The organism is Bombilactobacillus sp. ESL1197 (assembly GCF_058107145.1).
Genome location: NZ_JBYLTY010000001.1, coordinates 289,147 through 313,879 on the forward strand (window position 1 = coordinate 289,147; position 24,733 = coordinate 313,879).

The 24,733-nt window shown below is 38.3% G+C and carries 20 protein-coding genes and 1 pseudogene; 8 read left to right on the forward strand and 13 right to left on the reverse strand.

Annotated features, from left to right (window positions below):
- Positions 1–7: 7 nt before the first annotated feature.
- The 8 genes from ssb to dnaA form a co-directional block, all read right to left on the reverse strand.
- Complete coding sequence (gene ssb, locus AC3B6B_RS01175) at positions 8–520, reverse strand: single-stranded DNA-binding protein (protein ID WP_489756883.1); 513 nt, start codon at positions 518–520, stop codon at positions 8–10.
- Between the two features lie 33 nt (positions 521–553).
- Positions 554–850 (reverse strand): 30S ribosomal protein S6, encoded by a 297-nt coding sequence (gene rpsF / locus AC3B6B_RS01180; protein WP_489756884.1) that lies wholly within the window; start codon positions 848–850, stop codon positions 554–556.
- Between the two features lie 184 nt (positions 851–1,034).
- The gene (gene gyrA, locus AC3B6B_RS01185) at positions 1,035–3,506 is read right to left on the reverse strand and encodes a DNA gyrase subunit A (RefSeq protein WP_489756885.1); all 2,472 of its coding nucleotides are present in this window, start codon (positions 3,504–3,506) and stop codon (positions 1,035–1,037) included.
- 19 nt (positions 3,507–3,525) lie between these two features.
- Entirely contained in the window at positions 3,526–5,478 is a 1,953-nt protein-coding gene (gyrB, locus tag AC3B6B_RS01190; protein ID WP_489756886.1) for a DNA topoisomerase (ATP-hydrolyzing) subunit B, read from the reverse strand.
- Positions 5,475–6,581, reverse strand: a complete 1,107-nt coding sequence (recF, locus tag AC3B6B_RS01195) for a DNA replication/repair protein RecF (RefSeq protein WP_489756887.1) — start codon at positions 6,579–6,581, stop codon at positions 5,475–5,477. Before recF ends, gyrB begins: the two co-directional genes overlap by 4 nt.
- On the reverse strand, positions 6,581–6,787 hold the full coding sequence (gene yaaA, locus AC3B6B_RS01200; RefSeq protein WP_489756888.1) for a S4 domain-containing protein YaaA: 207 nt from the start codon (positions 6,785–6,787) through the stop codon (positions 6,581–6,583). The genes recF and yaaA overlap by 1 nt, the downstream gene beginning before the upstream one ends.
- 231 nt (positions 6,788–7,018) lie before the next feature.
- Positions 7,019–8,161, reverse strand: a complete 1,143-nt coding sequence (gene dnaN / locus AC3B6B_RS01205; RefSeq protein WP_489756889.1) for a DNA polymerase III subunit beta — start codon at positions 8,159–8,161, stop codon at positions 7,019–7,021.
- A 165-nt stretch (positions 8,162–8,326) separates the two neighbouring features.
- Positions 8,327–9,682, reverse strand: a complete 1,356-nt coding sequence (dnaA, locus tag AC3B6B_RS01210) for a chromosomal replication initiator protein DnaA (RefSeq protein ID WP_489757697.1) — start codon at positions 9,680–9,682, stop codon at positions 8,327–8,329.
- Positions 9,683–10,157: 475 nt separating this feature from the next.
- Between dnaA and rpmH the strand changes: the two genes are divergently transcribed.
- From rpmH to mnmG, 6 genes and pseudogenes are all read left to right on the forward strand, one after another.
- Positions 10,158–10,298, forward strand: a complete 141-nt coding sequence (gene rpmH / locus AC3B6B_RS01215) for a 50S ribosomal protein L34 (RefSeq protein ID WP_249512191.1) — start codon at positions 10,158–10,160, stop codon at positions 10,296–10,298.
- 389 nt (positions 10,299–10,687) lie between these two features.
- Positions 10,688–11,026, forward strand: coding sequence for a ribonuclease P protein component (rnpA, locus tag AC3B6B_RS01220; protein WP_489756890.1), 339 nt, complete (start codon positions 10,688–10,690; stop codon positions 11,024–11,026).
- A gap of 147 nt (positions 11,027–11,173) precedes the next feature.
- Entirely contained in the window at positions 11,174–12,016 is an 843-nt protein-coding gene (gene yidC, locus AC3B6B_RS01225) for a membrane protein insertase YidC (protein WP_489756891.1), read from the forward strand.
- 29 nt (positions 12,017–12,045) lie between these two features.
- The gene (gene jag / locus AC3B6B_RS01230) at positions 12,046–12,714 is read left to right on the forward strand and encodes an RNA-binding cell elongation regulator Jag/EloR (RefSeq protein WP_489756892.1); all 669 of its coding nucleotides are present in this window, start codon (positions 12,046–12,048) and stop codon (positions 12,712–12,714) included.
- Positions 12,715–12,883: 169 nt separating this feature from the next.
- Positions 12,884–14,266, forward strand: coding sequence for a tRNA uridine-5-carboxymethylaminomethyl(34) synthesis GTPase MnmE (gene mnmE, locus AC3B6B_RS01235; protein ID WP_489756893.1), 1,383 nt, complete (start codon positions 12,884–12,886; stop codon positions 14,264–14,266).
- A gap of 12 nt (positions 14,267–14,278) precedes the next feature.
- A pseudogene (gene mnmG, locus AC3B6B_RS01240) lies at positions 14,279–16,213 on the forward strand (tRNA uridine-5-carboxymethylaminomethyl(34) synthesis enzyme MnmG); the annotation flags it as partial.
- A 306-nt stretch (positions 16,214–16,519) separates the two neighbouring features.
- Here mnmG and AC3B6B_RS01245 read toward each other — a convergent pair.
- Genes AC3B6B_RS01245 through AC3B6B_RS01255 form a run of 3 tightly spaced genes read right to left on the reverse strand, consistent with a single transcriptional unit; the run spans position 16,520 to position 21,136 of the window.
- Positions 16,520–17,479, reverse strand: a complete 960-nt coding sequence (locus AC3B6B_RS01245; protein ID WP_489756894.1) for an alpha/beta hydrolase — start codon at positions 17,477–17,479, stop codon at positions 16,520–16,522.
- Positions 17,480–17,502: 23 nt separating this feature from the next.
- Positions 17,503–19,914: a family 78 glycoside hydrolase catalytic domain gene (locus AC3B6B_RS01250; protein ID WP_489757698.1), complete on the reverse strand. Its 2,412-nt coding sequence runs from the start codon at positions 19,912–19,914 to the stop codon at positions 17,503–17,505.
- Between the two features lie 16 nt (positions 19,915–19,930).
- Positions 19,931–21,136 (reverse strand): MFS transporter, encoded by a 1,206-nt coding sequence (locus AC3B6B_RS01255; RefSeq protein ID WP_489756895.1) that lies wholly within the window; start codon positions 21,134–21,136, stop codon positions 19,931–19,933.
- A 220-nt stretch (positions 21,137–21,356) separates the two neighbouring features.
- Here AC3B6B_RS01255 and AC3B6B_RS01260 point away from each other — a divergent pair, with 220 nt between their 5' ends.
- The gene (locus tag AC3B6B_RS01260) at positions 21,357–22,256 is read left to right on the forward strand and encodes an AraC family transcriptional regulator (protein ID WP_489756896.1); all 900 of its coding nucleotides are present in this window, start codon (positions 21,357–21,359) and stop codon (positions 22,254–22,256) included.
- A gap of 23 nt (positions 22,257–22,279) precedes the next feature.
- On the opposite strand, the gene AC3B6B_RS01265 is transcribed toward AC3B6B_RS01260, so the two are convergent.
- Positions 22,280–22,747, reverse strand: a complete 468-nt coding sequence (locus tag AC3B6B_RS01265) for a PTS sugar transporter subunit IIA (protein ID WP_489756897.1) — start codon at positions 22,745–22,747, stop codon at positions 22,280–22,282.
- A 204-nt stretch (positions 22,748–22,951) separates the two neighbouring features.
- On the opposite strand from AC3B6B_RS01265, the gene AC3B6B_RS01270 reads away from it, so the two are divergent.
- On the forward strand, positions 22,952–23,719 hold the full coding sequence (locus AC3B6B_RS01270; RefSeq protein ID WP_489756898.1) for a DeoR/GlpR family DNA-binding transcription regulator: 768 nt from the start codon (positions 22,952–22,954) through the stop codon (positions 23,717–23,719).
- A 3-nt stretch (positions 23,720–23,722) separates the two neighbouring features.
- On the opposite strand, the gene AC3B6B_RS01275 is transcribed toward AC3B6B_RS01270, so the two are convergent.
- On the reverse strand, positions 23,723–24,718 hold the full coding sequence (locus tag AC3B6B_RS01275; protein ID WP_489756899.1) for a helix-turn-helix domain-containing protein: 996 nt from the start codon (positions 24,716–24,718) through the stop codon (positions 23,723–23,725).
- Positions 24,719–24,733 lie beyond the last annotated feature (15 nt).

Consider the following 24,733-nt stretch of genomic DNA (forward strand, 5'->3'; position numbering starts at 1 on the left):
ACAAAATTTAAAACGGTAAATCATCATCTGAAATATCAATCGACTGCGTATTATCCGCAAATGGATCTTCATCCATTGATGGAGCAGAATTATTGGCAGCTCTATTATTGGAATTATTAAAATTATTATTAGAGTTGCTTGGTCCAGGAGTCGTATTATTTTCAACCGTTTGATTTTGATTTCCATTATTGTGGTTCGCCGATTTCGGTTCTAGCAGTGCAAAATTCTCCACTACAACTTCGGTCACGTAAACCCGCTGTCCTTGTTGATTCTCATAATTGCGAGTTTGAATGCGCCCATCAATACCAACTAATGAGCCCTTATGCGTAAAATTAGCAAAATTTTCCGCTGATTTACGCCAAATCACACAATTAATAAAATCAGCTTCCCGTTCACCATTCGAATTGGTGAATTGCCGATTAACAGCAACGGTAAAAGTAGCAACGGCTGTTCCTGCAGCTGTATACCGCAAATCAGGGTCACGGGTCAAACGACCAACTAATACACTACGATTAATCATACTCCTGTCTCCTTTTTGACTGTCTCCAACAGATTAATCTTCGCGCTTGATAATCATATGACGTAAGATGCTGTCATCAATTTTTGATAACCGGTCAAATTCATTGATCGCTGCTTGGTCTTGGGCATTAACATTAACGATATGGTAAGTACCTTCATTGTAACCACCAATTTCGTAAGCCAAACGCCGTTTTTGCCAATCTTTTGAATCTAATACATCAGCACCGTTGTCTTTGAGAACCTTATCAAAGCGTTCAATCAAGGCCTTCTTATCTTCTTCAGAAATATCCGGTTTGATGATATAAGTGATTTCATAATGTGTTTGAGCCATTATTTTACCTCCTTATGGACTAATGGAGAATAAATAGATTATTCTCAAGGAGTATTAACTATCTTAAAGTGTAATACTCACAGAATAGTATTCTACCATCATTTACCAAAAAATACTACCAAAAAAGTTTTTAACGTTCCAAGCGCCTTGCACTTTTAGATTACGTTAAAAACTTTAAGAATTTTTAGTTTTCTGAATCTGGCTGAGTTTCGGTGACTTCCGGTTCAGGATCTACCTTCGTCATTGTCGAAACCTTGGCGCCATCATCCAATTTAATTAACCGCACACCTAAAGTGGCCCGGCCGGTTTGTGAAACATTATTAACTGCAAACCGAATCATGACGCCTTGATTGGTTACCACCATCATGTCTTCAGTTCCAGCAACGGTCGTAATTCCTGCTAGCGGACCATTTTTAGCCGTCACATTCGAAGTCTTAATTCCTTTGCCACCGCGCCCTTTGATTGGATATTCTGTGGCCGGTGTTTTTTTACCATAACCATTTTCCGAGATGACCAATACATCACTTTGCTCAGCTAAAATGGCTGAACCAACTACGTAATCTTCTTCTCGTAAGCGAATACCCCGTACGCCTGCGGCCGTGCGACCCATGATCCGCACTGCATTCTCTTCAAAAGCAACAGCATAGCCTAAATGCGTGCCAATCAAAATATTATTCTGACCATTGGTTAGCATTACATTATCTAACGAGTCATTATCTTTTAAAGTAATTGCTCGCAAACCATTTTTGCGAATATTTTGAAATTCATCTAAAGCTGTACGTTTCACGGTTCCTTGTTTAGTGACAAAGAATAAATAATGATCCGCACTAGAAGCATCCTTCTTTAAATGAACCACCGTCTGAATTTGTTCACCGTTATCAATTCCTAGTAAATTAATAATCGGAATTCCTTTAGCACTACGCCCATATTCAGGAATTTCGTAAGCTTTCGAACGATAAATCTTGCCGGCATCAGTGAAGAAGAGTAAGACATCATGCGTCGATGTATAAATTAATTGTTCAATGAAATCATCATCATTGACGCCCATCCCTTTAATGCCGCGACCACCACGATTTTGTACTTTAAATTCGTCGGCGGGCAACCGCTTGATGTAACCACTATGAGTCAAAACAATTAAGACATTTTCTTCTTCAATTAAATCTTCATCTTCAATACTTAATACTTCGCCGACTAATAATTCCGTGCGGCGGGCATCACCATATTTACTTTGAATTTCCAGTAATTCTTGATAAATTATTTCGTCAATCCGCTCAGGTTTCGCTAAAATATCTTGATAATCAGCAATTTTGGTCATCAAATCTTGATACTCATTTTCAATTTTGTCTCGTTCTAAGCCAGTCAAACGGACCAAACGCATATCTAAAATTGCCTGAGCTTGTTTATCAGACAAAGAAAATTGGGTAATCAAAGTGCTTTTCGCAATTTCCGCCGTTTTAGAACTGCGGATCACTTCAATCACCGCATCAATATGATCTAACGCAATGCGTAAACCATCTAAAATATGTGCGCGATTTTGCGCTTTCTTGAGTTCAAATTGGGTACGCCGACGAATAACTTGTTCTTGATGTTTTAAATAATATTGCAAAATCTCTTTTAACGATAAGACTTGCGGCGCACCTTTAACGATGGCAACCATATTAAAACCAAATGAAGTTTGTAAGGCGGTCATCTTATATAAATTGTTTAAAACAACATTAGCACTCATGTCGCGACGAATATCAATCGTCACCCGCATACCTGTGCGATCTGATTCATCGATCAAGTTAGTAATTCCCTCAATTCGGTGATCCCGTGCCAATTCAGCTATCCGTTCAATTAACTTAGCTTTATTAACCATGTAGGGTAATTCAGTGATAATTAATCGTTCCCGACCATTTTTTAGCGTTTCAATTTCTACTTTGGCCCGTAAAACAATATTTCCACGACCCGTTTCATAGGCATGCCGAATCCCCGACTTACCCATTACCACACCGCCAGTAGGAAAATCGGGTCCCGGAATGGCCTGCATCAACTCAGCAGTAGTCACATCCGGATTTTTCATCAACATGTGAATACCATTAATAACCTCAGTCAGATTGTGGGGTGGAATATTAGTTGTCATCCCGACAGCAATCCCCGTCGCACCATTGACTAATAAGTTCGGAAAGCGTGCTGGCAAAACCACCGGTTCGCGTTCAGTTCCATCATAATTTTCCTGAAAATCAATGGTGTCTTTATTAATGTCACGCAACATTTCGGTCGCAATTTTACTCATTTTTGCTTCGGTGTACCGCATTGCGGCCGCAGAATCGCCATCGACGGAACCAAAGTTACCATGTCCGTCCACTAACAAATAACGATAACTAAATTTTTGTGCCATCCGCACCATCGACTCATAAATCGCGGAATCACCATGGGGATGATACTTTCCCATCACATCCCCCACAATCCGGGCGGATTTTTTATAAGGCTTGTCCGGCGTAACACCTAATTCATTCATTCCATATAGAATTCGCCGGTGAACGGGTTTCAAGCCATCACGGACATCAGGCAACGCCCGGGCCACAATGACACTCATTGCGTAGTCTAAAAACGAACTCCGCATTGTTTTGGATAGGTCAACCGTTTGAATACGGCGATCATCAGTTTCTGCCATGCACTATCAGCTCCCTCAATTAAAAATCTAACTCTGCATATTGCGCATTTTGTTCAATAAATTCTCGCCGCGGTTCGACTTTATTACCCATCAACATTGAAAAAACTCGATCGGCATCAGCTGCATCAGAACTAGCCACTCGATCCAAGCGCCGATTTTCGGGATTCATCGTCGTCTCCCAGAGTTGATCAGCATCCATTTCGCCTAGACCTTTATACCGTTGAATGACGGGCTTAGGACTCGGCTGTAAAGTTACCATAAAATCTTTTAATTCTTCATCCGAATCAATATAACGCGACATTTTACCTTGGCGGACTTGATATAGCGGTGGCTTAGCAATATAAACATAGCCGGCTTCCAAAATTGGACGCATATAACGATACAACAGCGTCAACAATAAGGTCCGAATATGGGCACCATCAACATCGGCATCCGTCATGATAATTAATTTATGATAGCGCGCTTTGGTAACATCAAAATCATTGCCAAAACCCGTGCCCATCGCTGTAAACAAGGTGCGAATTTCATCATTCGCTAAAATCCGATCCATTGAAGCTTTTTCGACATTTAAAATTTTACCGCGAATTGGCAAGATTGCTTGCGTTAAGCGTGAGCGCCCCTCTTTAGCAGAACCGCCGGCGGAATCTCCCTCAACAATAAATAATTCAGAAATTTCTGGATCTTTACTAGTATTGTCTGCTAATTTACCGGGCAGATTACTAATTTCCAAACCGGATTTTTTCCGCGTTACTTCACGTGCCCGTTTGGCTGCTACTCGAGCTCTGGAAGCCAACATTCCTTTATCAATAATTTGCCGCGCTTGAGCAGGATGTTCCAACAAAAACTTATTAAAATGATCAGCAAAAGTCCGATCGGTAACTGTGCGGGCATCAGAATTGCCCAATTTGGTTTTAGTTTGGCCTTCAAATTGTGGATCTGGATGTTTAATACTGACCACGGCTGTCATACCTTCGCGCACATCATCACCGGACAATTTTTCGTTGTCTTTGAGTAAATTATTTCGGTGACCATAATCATTAATCACCCGGGTTAAAGCAGCTTTAAACCCAGCTTCGTGTGTGCCGCCTTCATAAGTATGGATATTGTTAGCGAAGGTCATTAAATTCGAATGATAATCATCCGTATATTGTAAAGCAACCTCCACAGTAATCCCGTCTTGAACGCCTTCGACATAAATTGGTTCTTCAAAAATGACATCTTTATTTTCGTTCAAATACTCAACGTAACTCTTAATGCCACCTTCATAGTGGAATTCGAGCTTTTCCGCCGTGTCTTGCCGTTTATCCGTAAACGTAATTTTCAAACCTTTATTCAAAAAGGCTAATTCGCGAATCCGGGTCACTAAGGTGTGATCATCATAAACCGTCGTTTCGGTAAAAATGTCGGGATCGGGTGCAAAATGCACTTTAGTACCATGTGGGCGATCATCAGTGATGGACCCCAAAACTTTCATTGGCGTTTTCACTTTGCCCCGTTCAAAGTCCATGTAATAGCGTTGGCCATTGCGGTGCACTTCAACATCTAAATGCGTACTTAATGCATTGACTACTGAAGCGCCAACCCCGTGCAAACCACCCGAGACTTTATAACCGCCACCGCCAAATTTACCACCAGCGTGTAACACATTAAAGACCGTTTCCAAAGCGGGTTTACCCGTTTTTTGTTGAATGTCTACCGGAATCCCCCGACCATCATCAATGACCGTGATACTGTTATCCGGTTCTACTTCCACATTAATTTCGGTGGCAAAACCAGCTAACGCTTCATCAATGCCGTTATCAATAATTTCCCAAACTAAATGATGCAATCCTTGCACACTCGTTGAGCCAATGTACATCCCCGGCCGTTTTCTAACAGCTTCTAAGCCGGATAAAACTTGGATTTGACTGGCATCATATTCCTTGGCTCTTTGCGCCAAGCTCTCCTGCTTGTTTGAATCTTTATCACTCATACTATCCCTCCAGCTTTTATTTGAAAGATTTTCGGATGATCAATTTTAGTTAAATCAACCCCATCTAAACTTGTGGTTGTAATAAAAGTTTGAATGCGATCTTGAATTACCTTTAATAATTGGGTCTGCCGCACTTGGTCTAATTCTGACAAAACATCATCCAATAACAAGATTGGATATTCGCCAACCTGTTGGTTAAACAATTCAATTTCTGCTAACTTCAGACTTAAGACCGCGCTCCGCTGTTGTCCTTGTGACCCAAACTTCTGCAAATCCTTATCATTAATCAAAAATTGAAAATCATCATGATGGGGCCCCGTAGTGGTTGAACCTAACCAAATATCATGATCTTGGTTTTTTTGCAATTGGTGCAATAGTTCTTGATAAACTTGTTCGACCGTCGTAATTTGTTGAACTCCTGCTGGCAAATATTTCAGTTGCAAATTTTCTTGTTGTTGCGTGATTTGTTGATGAATCGGTAACAAAAATTGCTGAATTTGCTCAAAAAATTGCTGGCGCTCATAAATTAGTTCTGCACCAAAACCTGCTAATTGATCAGAAAGAACTTCTAAGTATACTTGATCATGCGCTTTTTTCGAACGTAATTGCTTTAAATAAAGGTTCCGCTGCTTTAAAACTTGCCGATATTTCGAACTGTTACTTAAATACGGAGCGTTAATTTGACCAATTTCCATATTTAAAAAATGCCGCCTTTTTCCGGGAGCACCTTTGACTAAGGTTAAATCTTCTGGCGCAAATAAAATAATATTTAATTGACCAACATATTGGGACAATTTCTTTTGCTCTAAATGATTTAAACTCGCCTTTTTACCAGCAGCACTTAAAATCAAATCTAAAGTTAAACGACCACTATTTTTTTGCACCACCGCATGCAACTTACTAAAGTCACAACCCCAACGAATCAATTCCTGATTATTATTCGTTCGATGTGAGCGTACCAAAGCTAACACCGAGATAGCTTCCAATAAATTGGTCTTGCCCTGAGCATTTTGGCCAATAAAGATATTTAAATTTTGACCAAAGGACAAAGCTAATTGCTGATAATTGCGAAAATTTTTCAGAACTAATTGTTGTAATTGCATTAGTTAATGGTTAACTGAGCTCCATTTGGTAATTGGAGTTGATCACCAGCATAGAGCTTTTTCCCCCGCCGATTTTCTGGTTCACCATTTAAGAAAATTGTGTTTTCCTGTAAGTACCATTTAGCTTGACCGCCGGTGGCGATGACGCCTGCTTCTTTTAAAGCTTGCGTTAATGTCATGTAATCACCATTTAATTTGATGTTCATTGCTGCACTCACATCCTTATAATTAGATAAACTTATCTAAGCTAATTATAACGCTTTTTAGTTTAACTAGCAATTTAAAGCCGTTTTAGCTCATTGATCTCATTTAGACTAAAAAGACTAAAAACCATTTAAATTAAAATTTACGCAAAAATTTAGCTTCAAGGCAAAATAAAATGTCCGGCAACCGTAAACGATTGTCCGGACATTCTACGTAAAAGTTAATTTTAAATTTTAGTTAAAAGTTCTTACCGGAGTGATCAGTTGAATAAAGCCTTGATCATCTGCTAAAGGTTTCAGCGTAAAGGGATGCAGTGCTGCGGTTAATTCAACTTTAATTTTTGTATCACCGAAAGCTTGTAAGGCTTCTTTTAAATAGTCCGGATTAAACGAAATGTCTAAATCTTGACCCGTAACTTGATCAAATTGCACTTCTTCTTCAACGGTTCCGACTTCAGGAGAATTACCATAGATAATAACTTTTGATTCGGCAGCATTAATCGCCAAGCGTACAACATTATTACGACTAGCATGTGATAACAGTGAAGCCCGTTCAATTGAAGCTAACAGTGATTTGGCTTCAATTTCAATCTGGGTCGTCGATGATTCGGGAATTAAACGGTCGGTACGCGGATAATTGCCCTCTAAGAGCCGTGAATAAAATAAAGTATTTTCAAATTCGAATAAAACTTGGTTTTCAGAAATTGCTAAATTGATATCACCGGCATTATCCCCAATTGAATGTTCTAATTCTTTTAAGCTACGCGCGGGCAAGACTAAATCATAATCGTTGGCGTTTGGATTTTGAATTTTGATAATCCGTTGCGCGAGACGATGGCTGTCAGTGGCTACGGTTAATAATTGGTCTTGGTTAACTGTCAAATGTAAACCTGTCAAAATTGGACGATTTTCTTCTTTAGAAGCAGAAAAGACGGTTTCGTCAATTACTTGTTTTAATAGGTCGGCTGGAATTTTTAATTGATCGGAATTAGCAACTTCTGGTAGATGTGGATAATTATTTGCATCTAAGCCATTAATCTTAAATTCAGAATTACCTGAAGTAATTGCCACTTGTAAATGATCTAAAACTTCTAGACTGAAATGGTCATTAGGTAGTTTTTTGATAATGTCGCTAAAAAAGCGGGCTGGTAGAACAATAGAACCTGTTGATTCAATTGTTAGTTCATTATCAGCATTTTGTTGATCAATAAAAGTTTGCACAGAAATGTCCACATCGCTGCCGGTAACTGTTAAACCTTCATCTTTTAGATCTAATTTAATTCCTGTGAGAATTGGAATTGTTGTTTTGGTTGAGATAGCTCTTTGAACATTTGTGATTTGGCGGTTGAATTGATTACGATTGATTGAGAATTTCATGGTGGTCTCCTTAATAATTAATAAAAAAATAGTAGTAATAGTAGTAGGAGCTGTTGAAACTGTGCGTTTCAGCTAAAAGGCTAACAGCTACTTAACTTTTGACTGTTAATAAATTGCGCAAAACTCTTGTGGAAAAACTTGAGCTTTGCTTTTTTTATCCACATGTTAATTTTTTAGGCTAGCTTTGAGATTGGTCAAATCATGTTGGATATTGAGATCGGATTCTAACAATTTGGCGATTTTGTCACAAGAATGAATAACGGTGGTGTGATCTTTACCGCCAAATTCTTGACCAATTTTAGGTAAAGAACTATCAGTTAGTTCCCGCGCTAAATACATAGCCACTTGGCGGGGAACGACAATAGCTTTATTACGGCGCTTGCCTTTGAGGTCTTCCACAGAAACTTTGTAGTATTTAGCAACTTGATCTTGAATATTGCTGATGGTTAAGCCGACTTGATGTTTGGAATCTTTGAGATCTTTGAGTGCTTCGGCGGCTAAACTAATGTCAATATCCGCATTGTTAATTGTTGAATAAGCTTGGACACGGACGAGCGCGCCCTCTAATTCCCGGACGTTACTGTCAATTTGACTAGCGATATAGGATAACGCATCATCCGGAATTTCTAAGTTTTCGGCGATGGCTTTTTTGCGTAGAATTGCCGTCCGAGTTTCTAGATCAGGTGCAGTAATATCCACTGATAACCCCCATTTAAAACGCGAAACTAACCGTTCTTGTAATTTTGGAATTTCATTTGGTAACCGATCAGAGGTTAGGACAATTTGTTTTTTAGTATTATAAAGTGTATTAAATGTATGGAAAAATTCCTCTTGGGTACCTTCTTTATCCGCAAAGAATTGAATGTCGTCGACTAAAAGTAAGTCAACTGTGCGGTACTCATTGCGAAATTGTTCTTGGGTCCGATTTTGAATGGAATTAATAAAATCATTGGCAAATGATTCACTGGAAATATATTTAACATTGGCACTGGGATCACGCTCTAGTAATTGATGTCCAATCGCTTGCATCAAATGAGTTTTTCCCAAACCGACACCACCGTAAATAAATAACGGATTATACATAGTACCAGGTTCTTCAGAGACCACTAAAGCGGCAGCGTGGGCCATTTGATTACCCCCACCAGTCACGAAAGAATCAAAAGTATATTTACTATTTAAATGAGCGGCTTGAATAGGTGACTGTGCAGTCTTAGTAGTAACAGTTTGCGGTTGGGTAATTGTTTGTTCTAATTGTTGTTTTTTGAGCTCAGATTCTAATAAAACGACGGGGACAATTTCTTGATTACTGTACTCATAAGCTGTTTCAACTACTTTAGTACTAATATTTCGTTCCCAATATTCTTTGTGCAATGATGATGGAACGGAAATATAAATTTTTTGGTTTTCTAATTTTAAGGGTTTGGCGCTTTCGATCCAAGTTTGATAACTAACCGGTGCAAAATCTTGTTTAAATTTCTTTTGCAAAAATTCCCAAAAAGAATCCAACTCACCATTTGTTATTTCGGGCACATTACTCCTCCAACTAAAATGTAATAGATAATTAACTGCATTATTTTAGCATTTTTTAAAAAAGTTTTCCACAAGTGGATATTAAAAACTAACTTTTAAACTTAGCACTGATAAATCATTCAGAAAATTGTGGAAAACAAGAAAGAAAATAAAACATTTGGAGTTTTCCACAGAGATAAAAGCAAACAGATTTGCTATTTCAAAAGAAAATTAATTTAATATTAACAACTGTGGAAAAACTGTTAACAAAGCAGTTAATTGTTAATTTACTGCGGATTTACTTGTGGAAAAAGTTTGAGGATTAGAAACTGTTTTAATTTATACACAACTTTTTAAACAAGTAATTAGAATGAGAACGTCCTTCGCTTAAGAAAAATAATTTTATTTAGGCGGCAAATGTGGTAAACTACTATGGTATTATCATTAGAATAATAAACGATGAGATTAGTTATGGAGGTGTTTAAACATGACTACAAAAAGAACTTATCAACCTAAGAAACGTCATCGTCAACGTGTTCATGGTTTTATGAAACGGATGAGTACTAGTAACGGTCGTAAGGTTTTAGCACGTCGTCGTCAAAAAGGTAGAAAAGTATTATCCGCCTAAGCCACTGAAGATTCAGTGGTTTTTTTATACAGGACGCCAGTTAAGACAACCTAGGAAGGTATTATTCTTAGGATGAATTAACGTCTCAGGCGTCCTTTTTTATGCTAAAATTATTTTTGTGAAATGAGGTGTAACGGCCGTGGATCAAGGTCTTAAATTACAGATTTATCCTCACCAAAAGCCAAAACAACTTTTGCTGGACCAGAATCTACAATTGTCAAAAATGGTTAACTACTGTGGTCGTTGCACCAAGTCAAAATTGTAAACAGACTGCAATCACGATTAAACTGTTACGAAAATTTAAGAAAAATTAGGCCGGTTAAGTCTGTTTCTAACGGCTTGGTACTTGGTGCCGAAGGAATTTACTTTTCACTAGATGAGGTTAAAAGATGCGTAAAAGTTATCGAATTAAAAAGGAAAAAGAATTTCAAGCAGTTTTTGATCAACATAATTCCGTGGCGAATCGGGCGTTTGTGTTGTATCAAATTGAAAAACCCAACCAACCGCATTTTCGCGTAGGCTTATCGGTTAGTAAAAAGATTGCCCATACTGCTGTGTTACGAAATCAGATGAAACGTTATTTACGGCAATCTTTATTGGAGTTAAAGCCCCAATTGCCAGCAGAAGTAGATTTTTTAATTATTGCTCGCAAGCCGGCTACTAAATTAAATATGGCTGAAACTAAAAAAAATCTGATACATCTTCTAAAATTAGGTAAAATGTTATAGGAAGACTAATAACGTGGACGAGACAAAAATAATTGTTAATTAATTAACGGCTATCTAAAATCTTTGTGTGACGATTTGCTACGTTACTAAAAAGCACAGTGATTTGGTGACACTATTTGTCTCAACTACTGATAAAGGAAAGTTGCTATGTTGAAGAAAAAGAATCGACGTTGGTTACTATTAGTTGCAGTTTTAATGCTGGTAGTGGTCGTCAGCGGTTGTTCTAATTTGAACGAACCGATTACGAAAAGTAGTAGTGGATTTTGGAATCATTATGTCTTATATCAAGGCTCCCGCTTTATTTTATGGTTGGCAAAATTAGTCGGTAATAATTACGGTTGGGCAATTGTCTTATTTACAGTGATTATTCGGATTATTTTGTTGCCGTTAAATTGGTGGCAGACTCGCAGTATGAAAAAGCAAATGGATATTCAACCGCAGATGAAAGCTTTGCAGGATAAATATTCAGCTAAGGATTTAGATACGCAGCAAAAATTACAAGAAGAAACGAAGAAACTCTATGCTGAAGCAGGGGTTAATCCGTTTGTTGGTTGCTTGCCGCTGCTGATTCAGTTACCAGTGATGTGGGCTTTATATCAAGCTATTTATCGGACTACGCAATTACGGAATGGTAGCTTTTTATGGATGGCATTGGGTAAACCAGATCCGATTTACGTTTTACCGATTTTAGCTGCGATCTTTACGTTCTTGAGTACTTGGATTGCTAACTTATCACAGCCGGATCAACCGCAATCAGCGAAAATGATGATGTGGTTTATGCCAATTGTCGTCTTGATTCCAGCCATTAGTTTTCCATCGGCAATCTCTGTTTACTGGGTGGTTTCTAATGCTTTTCAAGTTTTGCAAACTTTATTGTTGCAAAATCCGTTTAAATTTAAACGGGAACAAGAAGCTAAGGCGCAACAAGAACGAGAGCGACAAAAGGCCTTACGGAAGGCTCGTAAAAAAGCTTATAAAAAGCGCAAGTAATTATTATTTGGAGGAGCTTGGTTGTAGCTATGGCAGAGTTTAAGGGAACAACAATTCAAAAGGCCATTGATGAGGGGTTAAAACAGTTACAGGTTAAACGAGAGCAGGTTTCAGTTAATGTAATCAGTGAAGGACGAACTGGATTCTTAGGGATTGGGCGGAAACCAGCCATTGTGGATTTGAAGCCGGTGGAAAGTATTCAAAATCTTGTGGAACAAACGCAATCCACGCAAAATAAGATTCAACAAATTCAAGATTATTTAGCGCATATTTTGCAGACGATGGGTTTTAAGCAAGCAGTCAAATATGTTAAAAATTCGGATTGTTTAAAGTTTGATATTGATGTCACTGAGAAATTGCAAGCGAAAATTATTGGAAAACATGGTAAAAATATCAATGCCCTACAAACAATTGTGCAAGAGTATGCTTATTACTTAGATTTTCGAGAGCAGCCAATTTTGTTGGATATTGGTAATTACCGCAAACGGCGGCAAGAGTCGTTAATTGCTTTATCAACATTCAAGGCGGAACAAGTGGCTGCTACCAAACGGCCAGTTTATTTAGATGCTATGCCAGCGATTGAACGTAAAATTATTTATCAAAACTTGGAAAACAATGATCAAGTTTTCGTGCGGACACAAGGACGCGGTTTAGATAAGTATTTGGTCATTCGCCCAGTCCGTGAATTGCAGAAGTAATTTTTGACAAAATGGCATTTAACCAGTATATTAACCGTATTAACTAGATTTAAAATCATTGGGATCTGAAAGATTAGAGATCAAAAAGTAGTCAAAGTGCTTTTTATCGAGATTAGTAACCGACTAATCTGGATTAGTAGCACTTTTTTTGTGCTTTCAAAGGAGTAGTTTGATGACGGAAATTACAGAATTTGATACAATTGCGGCAATTTCGACACCCATTGGAGAAGGGGCCATTGCAATTGTGCGTTTATCAGGAGATCAAGCAATTAAAATTGCTAACCAAGTGACGACGGGGGTCGATTTAACCACCGTGGCTTCGCATACTATTAATTATGGACACGTGATTGATCCCCAAAATCAGCAGCCAATTGATGAAGTCATGATTTCGGTGATGCGAGCACCCAAAACTTTTACTCGTGAAGATGTCGTGGAAATTAATACACACGGTGGTTTGTTAGCTACTAACCGAGTTTTACAAGTTTTGTTAAGTCATGGTGCGCGCTTGGCGGAACCTGGTGAATTTACGAAGCGGGCATTTTTAAACGGGCGGATTGATTTAACGCAGGCAGAATCGGTAATGGACTTGATTCGTGCTAAAACGGATCGTGCGATGGATCAAGCTTTACAGCAATTAGATGGTTCATTAAATCACTTAATTAAAAATCTACGCCAAGAAATTTTGGATGTTTTGGCCCAAGTGGAAGTCAATATTGATTATCCAGAATATGATAATGAAGAATTGACAACGCAGATGTTATTAGAAAAAGCCCAACAAGTGCAGCAACAAATTGCCAATCTGTTAAAGACAGCTCAAGAAGGCCAAATTTTAAATCAAGGTTTAAAGACAGCAATTGTTGGCAAACCCAACGTTGGTAAATCCAGTTTATTAAATGTCTTGGCCAAGCAAGATCGTGCCATTGTAACTGATGTGGCGGGCACAACGCGTGATGTCATTGAACAAATGGCTAATGTGAATGGCATTCCCTTAACGCTCATTGATACAGCCGGCATCCATGCGACGGATGATAAAGTAGAAAAAATTGGTGTGGATCGCAGTCGGCAAGAATTAAAGAAAGCCGATTTGGTCTTATTAGTTTTGGATGGCAGTCGGCCGTTCAGTGAGCAAGACCAACAGTTATTAGCCGAAACTGCCACGCAGCAACGCATTGTCATTATTAATAAAAGTGATTTGCCACAAGCGTTTAGTGTGCAAGATTTAACTGCCGATCCACAGGAAGTGATTCAAATTTCCGCGGTGGAGCAGCAAGGCATTGATCAAATTGAACAAAAAATACAAACGATGTTTTTTGCAGGGATTGATCAACAACAAAATGGTGCAGTGGTAACCAATGCCCGCCAAGTTGGGCTGTTAAACCAGGCACAAGATTCTTTAAGTGATGTCATTCAAGGCATTAAAGCTGGTATGCCGATTGATCTAGTCCAGATTGATATGACTAACTGTTGGGACAAATTAGGTGAAATTACGGGTGAAAGTACTCCCGATGAGTTAATTACAGAGTTATTTACGCAATTTTGCGTGGGAAAATAAGGAGTTTAATAGATGGCAGATGGGAAAGTTAGAGAGTATGAAGCCGCCAAAAGTTATGATGTGATTGTGGTCGGTGCTGGGCATGCTGGGTGTGAAGCCGCCTTGGCTGCTGCTAGAATGGGTCAAGAAACTTTATTATTGACTTTGAACTTAGATATGATTGCGTTTATGCCATGTAATCCGTCGATTGGGGGCCCCGCTAAAGGCGTAGTTGTCCGTGAAATCGATGCGTTGGGTGGCGAAATGGGTAAAGCCATTGATGCAACCTATCTACAAATGCGGATGTTAAATACTGGTAAAGGTCCTGCTGTGCGGGCATTACGGGCACAAGCTGATAAAAATGAATATCATCAATACATGAAAGAAACGATTGAAACCACGCCGCACTTGACTTTGCGGCAAGGCTTAGTTGACCAGTTGATTGTGGAAGACCAAGTTTGTCAAGGAGTGATTACCAGTACCGGTGCGCGTTATCGAGCAAAGAGCGTGGTTTTAACTGCCGGGACCTCTTCACGGGGCAAAATTATTATTGGTGAATTGATGTATTCTTCAGGTCCCAATAATTCTTTGCCTTCGATTAAATTATCGGAAGATTTAGAACGTTTAGGTCTAAAATTACGGCGTTTTAAAACAGGTACCCCACCGCGAGTAGCTAAGGATAGTGTTGATTTTTCCCAAATGGAAGAACAACCTGGTGACAAAACGCCTCGGTCATTTTCTTATTTAACTGACCGGACTCATTATTTAAAGGACCAAATATCTTGTTGGATGACTTATACCAATGAACAGACCCACCAGATTATTCGGGATAATTTAGATCGGGCTCCGATGTTTTCGGGCGTAATTGAGGGTGTTGGTCCACGATATTGTCCTTCTATTGAAGATAAAGTAGTGCGTTTTGCGGATAAACCGCGGCATCAGATTTTTATGGAACCAGAAGGACGCACGACGCAAGAATATTATGTAGGGGATTTTTCGACCTCTATGCCGGAAGAAATTCAACAACAGATGTTGCATTCCGTAGCCGGGTTAGAACATGCGAAAATGATGCGGCCTGGTTATGCTATTGAATATGATATTGTGGAACCGTGGCAATTGAAGCAATCTTTGGAAACAAAAGTTATTAGTCACTTGTACACTGCTGGACAAATGAACGGAACTTCTGGATATGAAGAAGCAGCAGGGCAGGGCATTATGGCGGGCATCAATGCGGCCTTAAGTGCCCAAAATAAAGAACCATTAATCCTAGGTCGCAATGAAGCTTATATTGGTGTGATGATTGATGATTTAGTGACGAAGGGTACTAATGAACCATACCGCTTGTTAACTAGTCGGGCCGAATACCGCTTAATTTTACGGCATGACAATGCAGATGAACGGTTAACTGAAAAGGGGTATCACCTCGGTTTAATTAACGAAACTCGTTATCAAAATTTCCTCAATAAGTATCAGCAGGTTACGGCGGAAATTTTACGTTTGAAAATGACCCGAATTAAACCATCCAAAAAAGTGAATGAGTTTTTGGAAGGTTTGGGAATGAATCCGCTGAAAGATAGTGTGGTCGCGGCAGACTTTTTGAAACGTCCCGAAATTGATTATGCTAAGTTAGTGGAATTTATTGGGCCAACGAGTGAACCTTTGGCGCCGGAGGTTACGGAACAAGTTGAAATCTCACTCAAATATGCGGGCTATATTAAAAAAGAAGAAGCGCAGATTGCGCATTTGAAAAAATTGGAATCAAAAAAGATTCCTGAGCGGTTGGATTATGATGATGTACAAGGCTTGGCTACGGAAGCTCGGCAAAAATTGCAAAAAATCAATCCAACCACGATGGCCCAAGCTAGCCGCATCTCCGGTGTTAATCCAGCGGATTTAAGTATCTTGATGGTTTATATCCAACGTGGGCGGATTGCTAAAATTGGTCAAGAGCAGGAACAAGCAACAAAATAAAAGGTTATTTAAAAAGTGTTGATGATTGGATCAGCACTTTTTTATTCGCTTTAAAAAATAAACAAGAGGTCGGGACAATAAAATTACTGCTCACATTTTGGATAGAAATATCTGAGCAGTAATTTTATTGCGTTTTAAAAGTCAGCAGTTTTTGCCTAATTGAATCCAATTATTTCCAGTCGTGAGCGGACTGGAAAATTTAATTCGGCTAGTGCTCAACTGTGAAACGACTTTTGGCCCCGCCTCTTGTGACAGTATTAGTAAGATTTAAATAGAAATTTATCATTCAGATGATTTTATTAGTTAGTCGGCTAAATTGAGATTTTTTTCAAAGGCACTTAATTCGGGTAACGGTAGAGCAAATCTTCGTTGTAGCCAAGTGGCGCATAAATCAAACCAAATAGCAATGTCGGGCTTGATTTGATTTTGAGAAGCAGCACTGGCTTGTGTGGCTAAGCTTAAGCCGTGAGCACCATGTTCAAAGAGGTGAATTTCAAAAGGAACGTGGTGGTTCTTTAATTCTTGGGCAAACGTGAGTGAATTAAGTGACGGGACTAGAGGATCATCAGCAGTGGCCCACATAAATGTTGGTGGTGTGAACTCGGTCACTTGCAAACGGGGACTAACTTTTTTTAAATCAGCTAGGTCCGGGTTCTCTTGCCCTAAAAAGGTCACCATGGAAGCTTTCATAAATTGCTGTTCCATCCCCTGCAGCTCATTTTGGATATGTTCATTAAGGTTAACGTAGTCGGTAATGGCGTAACCTAAGATGCAAGCAGCAGGCTGGAGTAATTGGGCCTCAGCGCCAAAATGTTTTTGAAAACACTCCTGATGCCAATTGGTGGCGTACAAGGCGACGTTATGACCACCAGCAGAAAAGCCACAAATTGCTAACTTTTGATCATCAACCTGCCAGGCATCAGCGTGTTGCTTCACTAAGACCATGGCTTGTCCTAATTCCAACAATTGTTGGGGAAATAGACGCTCTTTTTTGGGCGCAATATTGGTAATATTGGAAAAATCCGAAGAACCTTCATTATAGGTACTGTAGCGCAGGATAAAGGCATGATAACCCAAAGAATTAAATTTTAAAGCTACTGGTTCAGCTTCCGGATAAGAACAATTCATATAAGCGCCACCTGGGCAAATGATAACTCCAGGCCGTTTTTTACCGGCCAAAGTTTCTTCGGAATCGTCTAATAAATAGGCGGTTAAAGTGACAGCGGGATTTGTTTCACTTAATTGGATAGTTTTGATTTGCATAAATAACACTCCTTTAAAATTATTTAATAATGATAAAAATATTCACCAGCAGTAACTTTAAGTTGTAAACAATGTTGTTGTTCATTAAGAGCGCCATCAGGATAATTTTGCAGTAGCTGTCTTTTTTGTGTTGGATTGGTATAAGGCAAGCAAACTAGCGCACAAGTGTCTTGGGGAACACTGAGTTTTAAGACGGTGATCTGATCTTGTGTAGTTAAATCTAGTTTAATTAAGCCGTTTTGAGAGGCATATTGGAGTTGAATTTTGTCACAAACGTGAACTAATGGATGAATTTGAAAAGTTTGAAATCCTGGTTTCAATGTTTGCAAGCCGGCAACTTTGCGGACAAACCAATCCAAAACACAGCCCATAGCGTAATGATTAAAGGACAATTGGCCCACTTTACCGTCTGGTTGAATGCCCGCCCAAGATTCCCAAATCGTGGTGGCACCATGTTGAACTTCATATAACCAAGAAGGGCATTGCTCTTGCAAGAATAGTTTAGCAGCTAATGGTGCTTGACCATTATCACTTAAAACATCTAATAAATAGGGTGTGGCTAAAAAGCCAGTATCTAAGCGATCATGATTGTGATGAATCAATTCAACTAGGCGGTTAATTAAAGTTGGACGCATTTTTTGGGGAACCATGTCGAAAGCGAGTGCTAAAACATAACAGCCTTGATAATCTTCTTTGAGTTGGTGGTTGTCAGTTACCAAATATTTGGTAAAAGCAGCCTTAACTTTTTGAGAGTAAGCTTTGAAACGAGCGCCATCTTGCTGTAAAACAGTACTAATTTGGGCCAACAGATCTGCGGAATGGGCTAGAAAAGCTGTGGCCACAGTATTTTTAGTGGCTTGCGCCGTTTTCATGGGATCAGGATCTTGGAGCATGAAACTGGGAAACATCCAATCGCCGTAATGAAACTTCGTGTCCCACAGATATTGGGAATCATCAGTCTTGTCGCCGGCGGCACTGTTTTTAGAAAATTCAAACCACTTAACCATGGCTTGATAATTATCTTGTAAGACTTGTTTGTTGTTATATCTTTGATATAAGGTCCAAGGAACTAAAATAATAGCATCACCCCAACCGGCCGAAGAATAAGAACCGGTAAATTCTACACTCTTTTGGGCATCTTTGGGTGAAGGTGAGTAATCTAAGATTTCACCGTTGGGACGTTGGTCAATGCGAACATTTTTAAGCCAGCGTTCGATAAACTGATTGGTATTCATGTAAAATGTGGCAGCAGGCGCAAAGACTTGCATATCACCCGTCCAGCCAACTCGTTCACGTTGAGGACAGTCAGTGGGAATGGAAAGCATATTGCTTTGCTGACTCCATTTGATATTGGATAACAATTGGTTGATTTGTTGGTTATCAGTGGTAATAGTGCCGGTTTCTGGCATATTGGAATATAGTGGAATAGCTTGAATCTGTTGGAGATTACTTTGTTGGAGACCAGAAATTTTGACATAGCGAAAACCATGAAAAGTAAAGTCGGGCTGCATGGTTTGCGTAGTACCATTACCAATAAAAATATCGGTTTGGTCTTTATTACGTCCAATAATATTAATTAAGAATTGGCCGTTTTCATCTAAAGTTTCGGAGTGTTGAAGTGTAACTGCCTGATTTTTGGGAATAGTGGCTGTTAAACGGACGACACCAGTAATTACTTGACCAAAATCACAGATTAAGTCGTCATTTTCTGACCAAACTTTTTGACAAGCTAAGGGCTTTTGTGCATAGACTAGCGGACCTTGTTGTGGTTGTAAACGCGAATAATCAGCATCAATGATAAAGGTCGTAAGAGGTAGATTTAAGTTGTCCGTTAGCCAAGCATCCGTCTGTCTTAAATCTTGTTTTTCACCGATATCAATGTCAGCATAGACATGTTTACCGGAACCGGCAGTAAAACTATCATCTGTGCCAAGGATTTCTTGGGTGCCATCGAGATATTCAAGCGTTAGTTCTGCCAATAATGCTAATTGATTACCAAATTGATTACTGCCACCTTGAACACTGATGCGTCCAGCGTACCAACCATCAGCAACCATGATGCAAAAGTGATTTTGTCCAGAAATTATCTGATCAGTCACATCATAAGTTTGATATTGCAAAAATTCATTGTAATTGGTGTAATCCGGAGTAAAACGAGCTTGAGTTACTGGGCGACCATTGATCAATGCTTTATAAATTCCTTGGGCAGTCATGTTCAGGTGGGCTGTTTTAACTCGTTTATCGATGGAAAAATTTTTTTTAAAATAAACTACAGGGTGCAACCGTTCAGCAACTGGTTTTTGTGGTTTAGTTTGACCAGAGAACATTTCTGCAAGTGTAAATTCTGGTTCTTCTGAAACCAAACAGTTGTTGGCGCTAATCCAGCGTCCTTGCCAATTAGTTTGGGTGCTTTTTTCTTGCTTCAATGACAACACTTCTTTCTCAAAGATATTAATCTGCTTCGACATTAGCATTTCTGTTGGGAAAATTCATTGCTTTGCGACCAATTTGCGATACTAAACAAATAACTGCAACGACAATGCTACAAATTCCGCCAAACAGAAAGGAATCAACGCCGGCATTAATGTTAATTAGTTTTAAAACTAGTGGCGCAATAGTTCCACCTAAGGAATTAGCAAATTGAAAAATAGCCATGGCCATCGCTACTTGAGCCGGTTTGGAAACTAAAGAAATTAAAAAAGGAACGGTAGACATAATCATTGACATGGCAAAACCTGATAACAAGGCACCAATAATAATTAAAGTTATATTCTTGAAGAAGTAAATAAAGAAGAAGGTTAGCGCTAAGGCAACGAAGCCGGCAGTTAACGTTTGGTTCTTAAATAACTTATTCAAGTACTTCATACTAAAACCAGTTAAAACGCCGCCCAATGTTCCCAGCGAATTGATGATGCCGGTTAAGCTAGTACCGCCAAGATGTTTGGTGTTAATGATGATCGATAGATTGGTGGGAAAAATATTATAAATGAGCGCTAGTAAAAAAGTTAGTGTGGCTAAGGCAAAAACATAGCCGCTTAAACTTTTGACAATCTGCCAAGTATGATGATCTTGTGACGTATCACTTTTGGTAGCTGCCGCTTTTTGAGTACTATCTTGAGGCAAAAAGAAAATAACTAATAAAATAACAGGGATGGTTAATAAGAAAATTAAATAAGTGTTAACCCAATTTTTAGCCCCTAAAAAGCTTCCGCCCATCATTAAAATAATCGAGCCAAAGCTATTAATGGCTGTAGATTGCCCCATAACGCTAGCGCGCTCTTCGTCTGCAAAAAACAAAGAAATCAACATCGGTGCTAATGTATTAATGAAGCCAATGCCAATTCCTAATAGTAAAGCGCAGATTAATAGTTCGTTGACACTATTGTGGAAAACCAATGGCATTAATCCGCCCAAGGCTAAAACCAGGGTGCCTACTAGCGTTAAGCTTTTTTTAGAAAAATGCGTGGCTAAAGTTCCAACCACCAAAGTGGATATCAAAGCGCTTAAATTAGGGATGGTGGCAATCATTTGAATCTTGGCAATAGAATCATTGGGAAAAGCTTTAATAATAGAATTTAAAGCACTAGAAATGGCTAAAGCACTCATGGATAATGAGGTAGTACTTAAAATCCCAACTTTAATTTTGGTTTTATTCATACAGGGTTCCTCCAGTTAAAAATTATTCTTGAGATAAAATTTGAAAAGGGTGTATGCTTGATACGAATAGAAAAACAAAATTTTGGCCCAAAATTTTTTCATAGAAGCTCTAACTAAACTGTCATAAGCTACAGTCTTAATTTTTGTCGTTTTAGCAAACGGTTACAATGCTCAATTATGATGAATGTCTGCTTTTTTGTGACTTTGAGGAGGAACCCTTATGACAGTGGATTTTCAAAAAAATCAGTTACCGCTTCTCTTGAATGTAGATAAGCAAGTTTTTTTAGATGGTCAAATACGCTCAGAACAATTATTCTCTAATGATAAAAATATTTTTATCGTCGCCCACCGAATGTACGAACCGGCGCCACTCCATCAACATAATTTTTATGAATTTGTGTTTGTAAATGATGGGAGAGTGATCAATCAAACTTTAGATGATCGAATTTATTTATTAGCTAATAGTCTCTTAATCATGAATTTGCATAGTCAACATGCGTTGGAAGTTGTTGATTCTAACGCATTGGTTATTAATATTGGGGTCAATCAATCACTGTTTCAGCAGGGGCTTTTTAAACAATTTTTGCAGGATGTTAATCCTTTAAGTCAATTTTTGCAAGGAAGCGGAACCAAAAAATATTTATATTTTCCGACCTTTCATCAACTAGAAATTTGGGATTTTTTAAATCAAATTATTCAAGAATATTGTCAAAGCAATTTTCAAAATACGTATAAATTATATGGCTATTTTCTATTGTTATTAGCCGATATTTCCCAGGAAATTCATTATTCATTTAAGGGAATTGATCATCGCAGTATGCAAATCATTAATTATATCGAGCAAAATTATGCCACGGTTAATGTTCAGCAATTGGCCCGACAGTTTAATTTTAGTGCGAGTTATTTATCAAGATATGTTAAGCAACATACGGGCTGGAATATATCAGAATTGATTGTTACTACTAAACTGGAGCAAGCGAAAGAACGCCTGTTAAAAACGGAGGCCACAATTGAGGAAATAGCGCGCGAGGTTGGCTATCAAAGTACTAGTTATTTTTATAAACTTTTTAAGAAAAAAGAAGGCCATTCCCCACAAGAATATCGAGAAATGAACCGCTAGGCCTACTTATTATTGTCCATTAGTTAAAAAGTGTTGAGTAAGTAATCATATAAATCATTAATGTTATTAATATAAAGAAAGTCGTTCACAAAATCAGGACTATTAGACAGTTGCAGAAAGCGCTTTAATAATTGGCTATGTAAAGAAGGCGTTTTGTCCGAAATTCCTAAAAAGAAAAAGTTTTGGACAGGAATGATAAACTGTTGATCCATTTGTTGCATTAAAATCGGGTTGTTCGTACGCACTAAAGTAATAAATGAATGATTAATGTGCTGTGGTTTAGTATGAGGTAAAGAAATAGTAATATAAGGGGTCTTAATTCCGGTGGGAAACTTTTGTTCACGTTGCCACAAGGCTTGTTCATAGTTAGTAGTAACCAAATCTAACTTTAATAATTTTTGTGAAATGTGATGGCATAGCGCAGCAAAGTCAGATATTTCAGAATTTAAAAAAATCAGTTGATTACTAAAAAGGTCGGCGTATTCTGTCATTATTATCACCTGCGTCCGTTCATCTCAATGAACAAATATAAACATCTGATATTAGACTACAGTTTTATTTTAGTTTAAAGTAAAGGCTTTAACAAGATAATCTTTGCTTGGTAAAACGGTTAATGTTCATAAATGTTCACTGATTTTTTTAAAATAATTATTGTATAATAATTAAAAAGTAACCTGAAAGAATTGAATTGTCAGATGACACAAGCAGAACGACTTCAAAGTATTATTGAGATTTTATCGAATCACAAAAAAGTAAAGACTAGTATTTTACAACAAAAGCTGGGCATCAGCACTTCGACTTTACGACGTGATCTCATTGGTTTAGAGCTCACAAATACCGTCAAACGTGACCAGGGTTATGTCAGTTTGCTCAAAAACTCCAATGTGGAAATGACCTATGCTATTAGGCGTAGTGAGAATGAAGCTGCGAAAAAAAAGTTGTGCTCCTTAGCTGCAAAACGGATTCACAATAATCAAGCAATTTTCTTGGACGGTTCTTCGACCTTAGCTTTTTTGCCGAAGTATTTTGCTGGCAAACGCCAACTGCATATTATTACGAATAACTTGCACATTGCCACTGAAGTTAATCAATTGCAAAATATTAAGCTGTCTATCTTAGGAGGAGAAGTCCCTTACCAATCAAATTCAATTTTAGGTTATCGGGCGTTACGTGATTTAGCCCAAAATTACCGTCCAGATATTGCTTTTATGTCGTGTAATTCGTTAGATGAACATGGGATTTATATGGCGAATGAAGAACAAAATGCTTTGAAACAGATGTTGTTGCAAACCGCACGGAAAGTTGTGTTGTTAGTGGATCATTCAAAGTTTGGACGTCATGATTATATTTTAATGTCCTCTTTTCAGCAAACGAACATAGCAGAAATCATTTGTGATCAACGTCCGTCAGCAGATATTGCCCAGCAAATAACACAAGCTAAAATCCAATTAACAATTGCATAGGCATTATAAAGCTTGATGGCGCTTTTGAAAGTCAGCGCGTTTTTGGGCGGGCGACATGCCGTAAAATTCATGGTATTTTTGATAAAAAAAGTTTTTGTTTTTAATCCCGACTTTAGTGATAATCTTATTAATCGGTAAAGTACTGGATTGTAATAGGCTGTTAGCTTGAATGAGCCGTTGTTTGGTTTTTAGTTGGGAAAAAGTATTATGCGTGTGTTTTTTAATTAAATTACCCAGGTAATCTTTGTTATAGCCATATTTATTAGCTAGCTGTTCCAAAGTAATGGTGGCATAGTTTTGATCAATTTCGTTTAAGCATTGAATGATTAAATCTTGTTGGCGATTGGTGGTTTTTACTGTCGGCAAAGGATGGTGACGGAGGATTTTGGCTAAAAGAATATCTAAATAAGATTCAATGATCCGACTCGAGTACGATTTTTCAAGAAAATATTCTTCAATAATTTCGTCCATGGTTTCTTTGATGTCTTGGTTTTGCGGAAATAAAATATAATTGCGGGTAGGATGCTTGCCAAGAGAAATATCAGATAAAAAACTATAAGTAATACTATTATTTTTGTGAATACTGTTTAATAAATTGAAAGTAATACTACTGTCGCGAAACAAAACATTGATGAGTAAATCGTTGGTCCCGAGTGCTTTGATAGAGTGGCTGCAACCAACATTCATCATTAGAATATCACCTTCATGTAATTTGACTAGTTGCCCATCGACGACTTCAGAGCAACTGCCAGTTAACATATAATTTAATTCTAAAAATTTATGCGTGTGTTTAGGGTAGGGGGCAAAGCGGTTATGTTTACTGATATAGACAGAATGGTACTTAAAAAAGTAATCGTTAGTTAAAGTGAGGAGTGCTTGATGATCGACAGAAGTAGCGACTGCACTTTGTGGTAAATCGGCAATAAAATGATGAGTTGCTTCTTGTTGTTGTTCTAAACTGGTTTTTTGTTGGAGCATTTGGATAACTTGTGCGTTCATAATAAAATCCTTTCG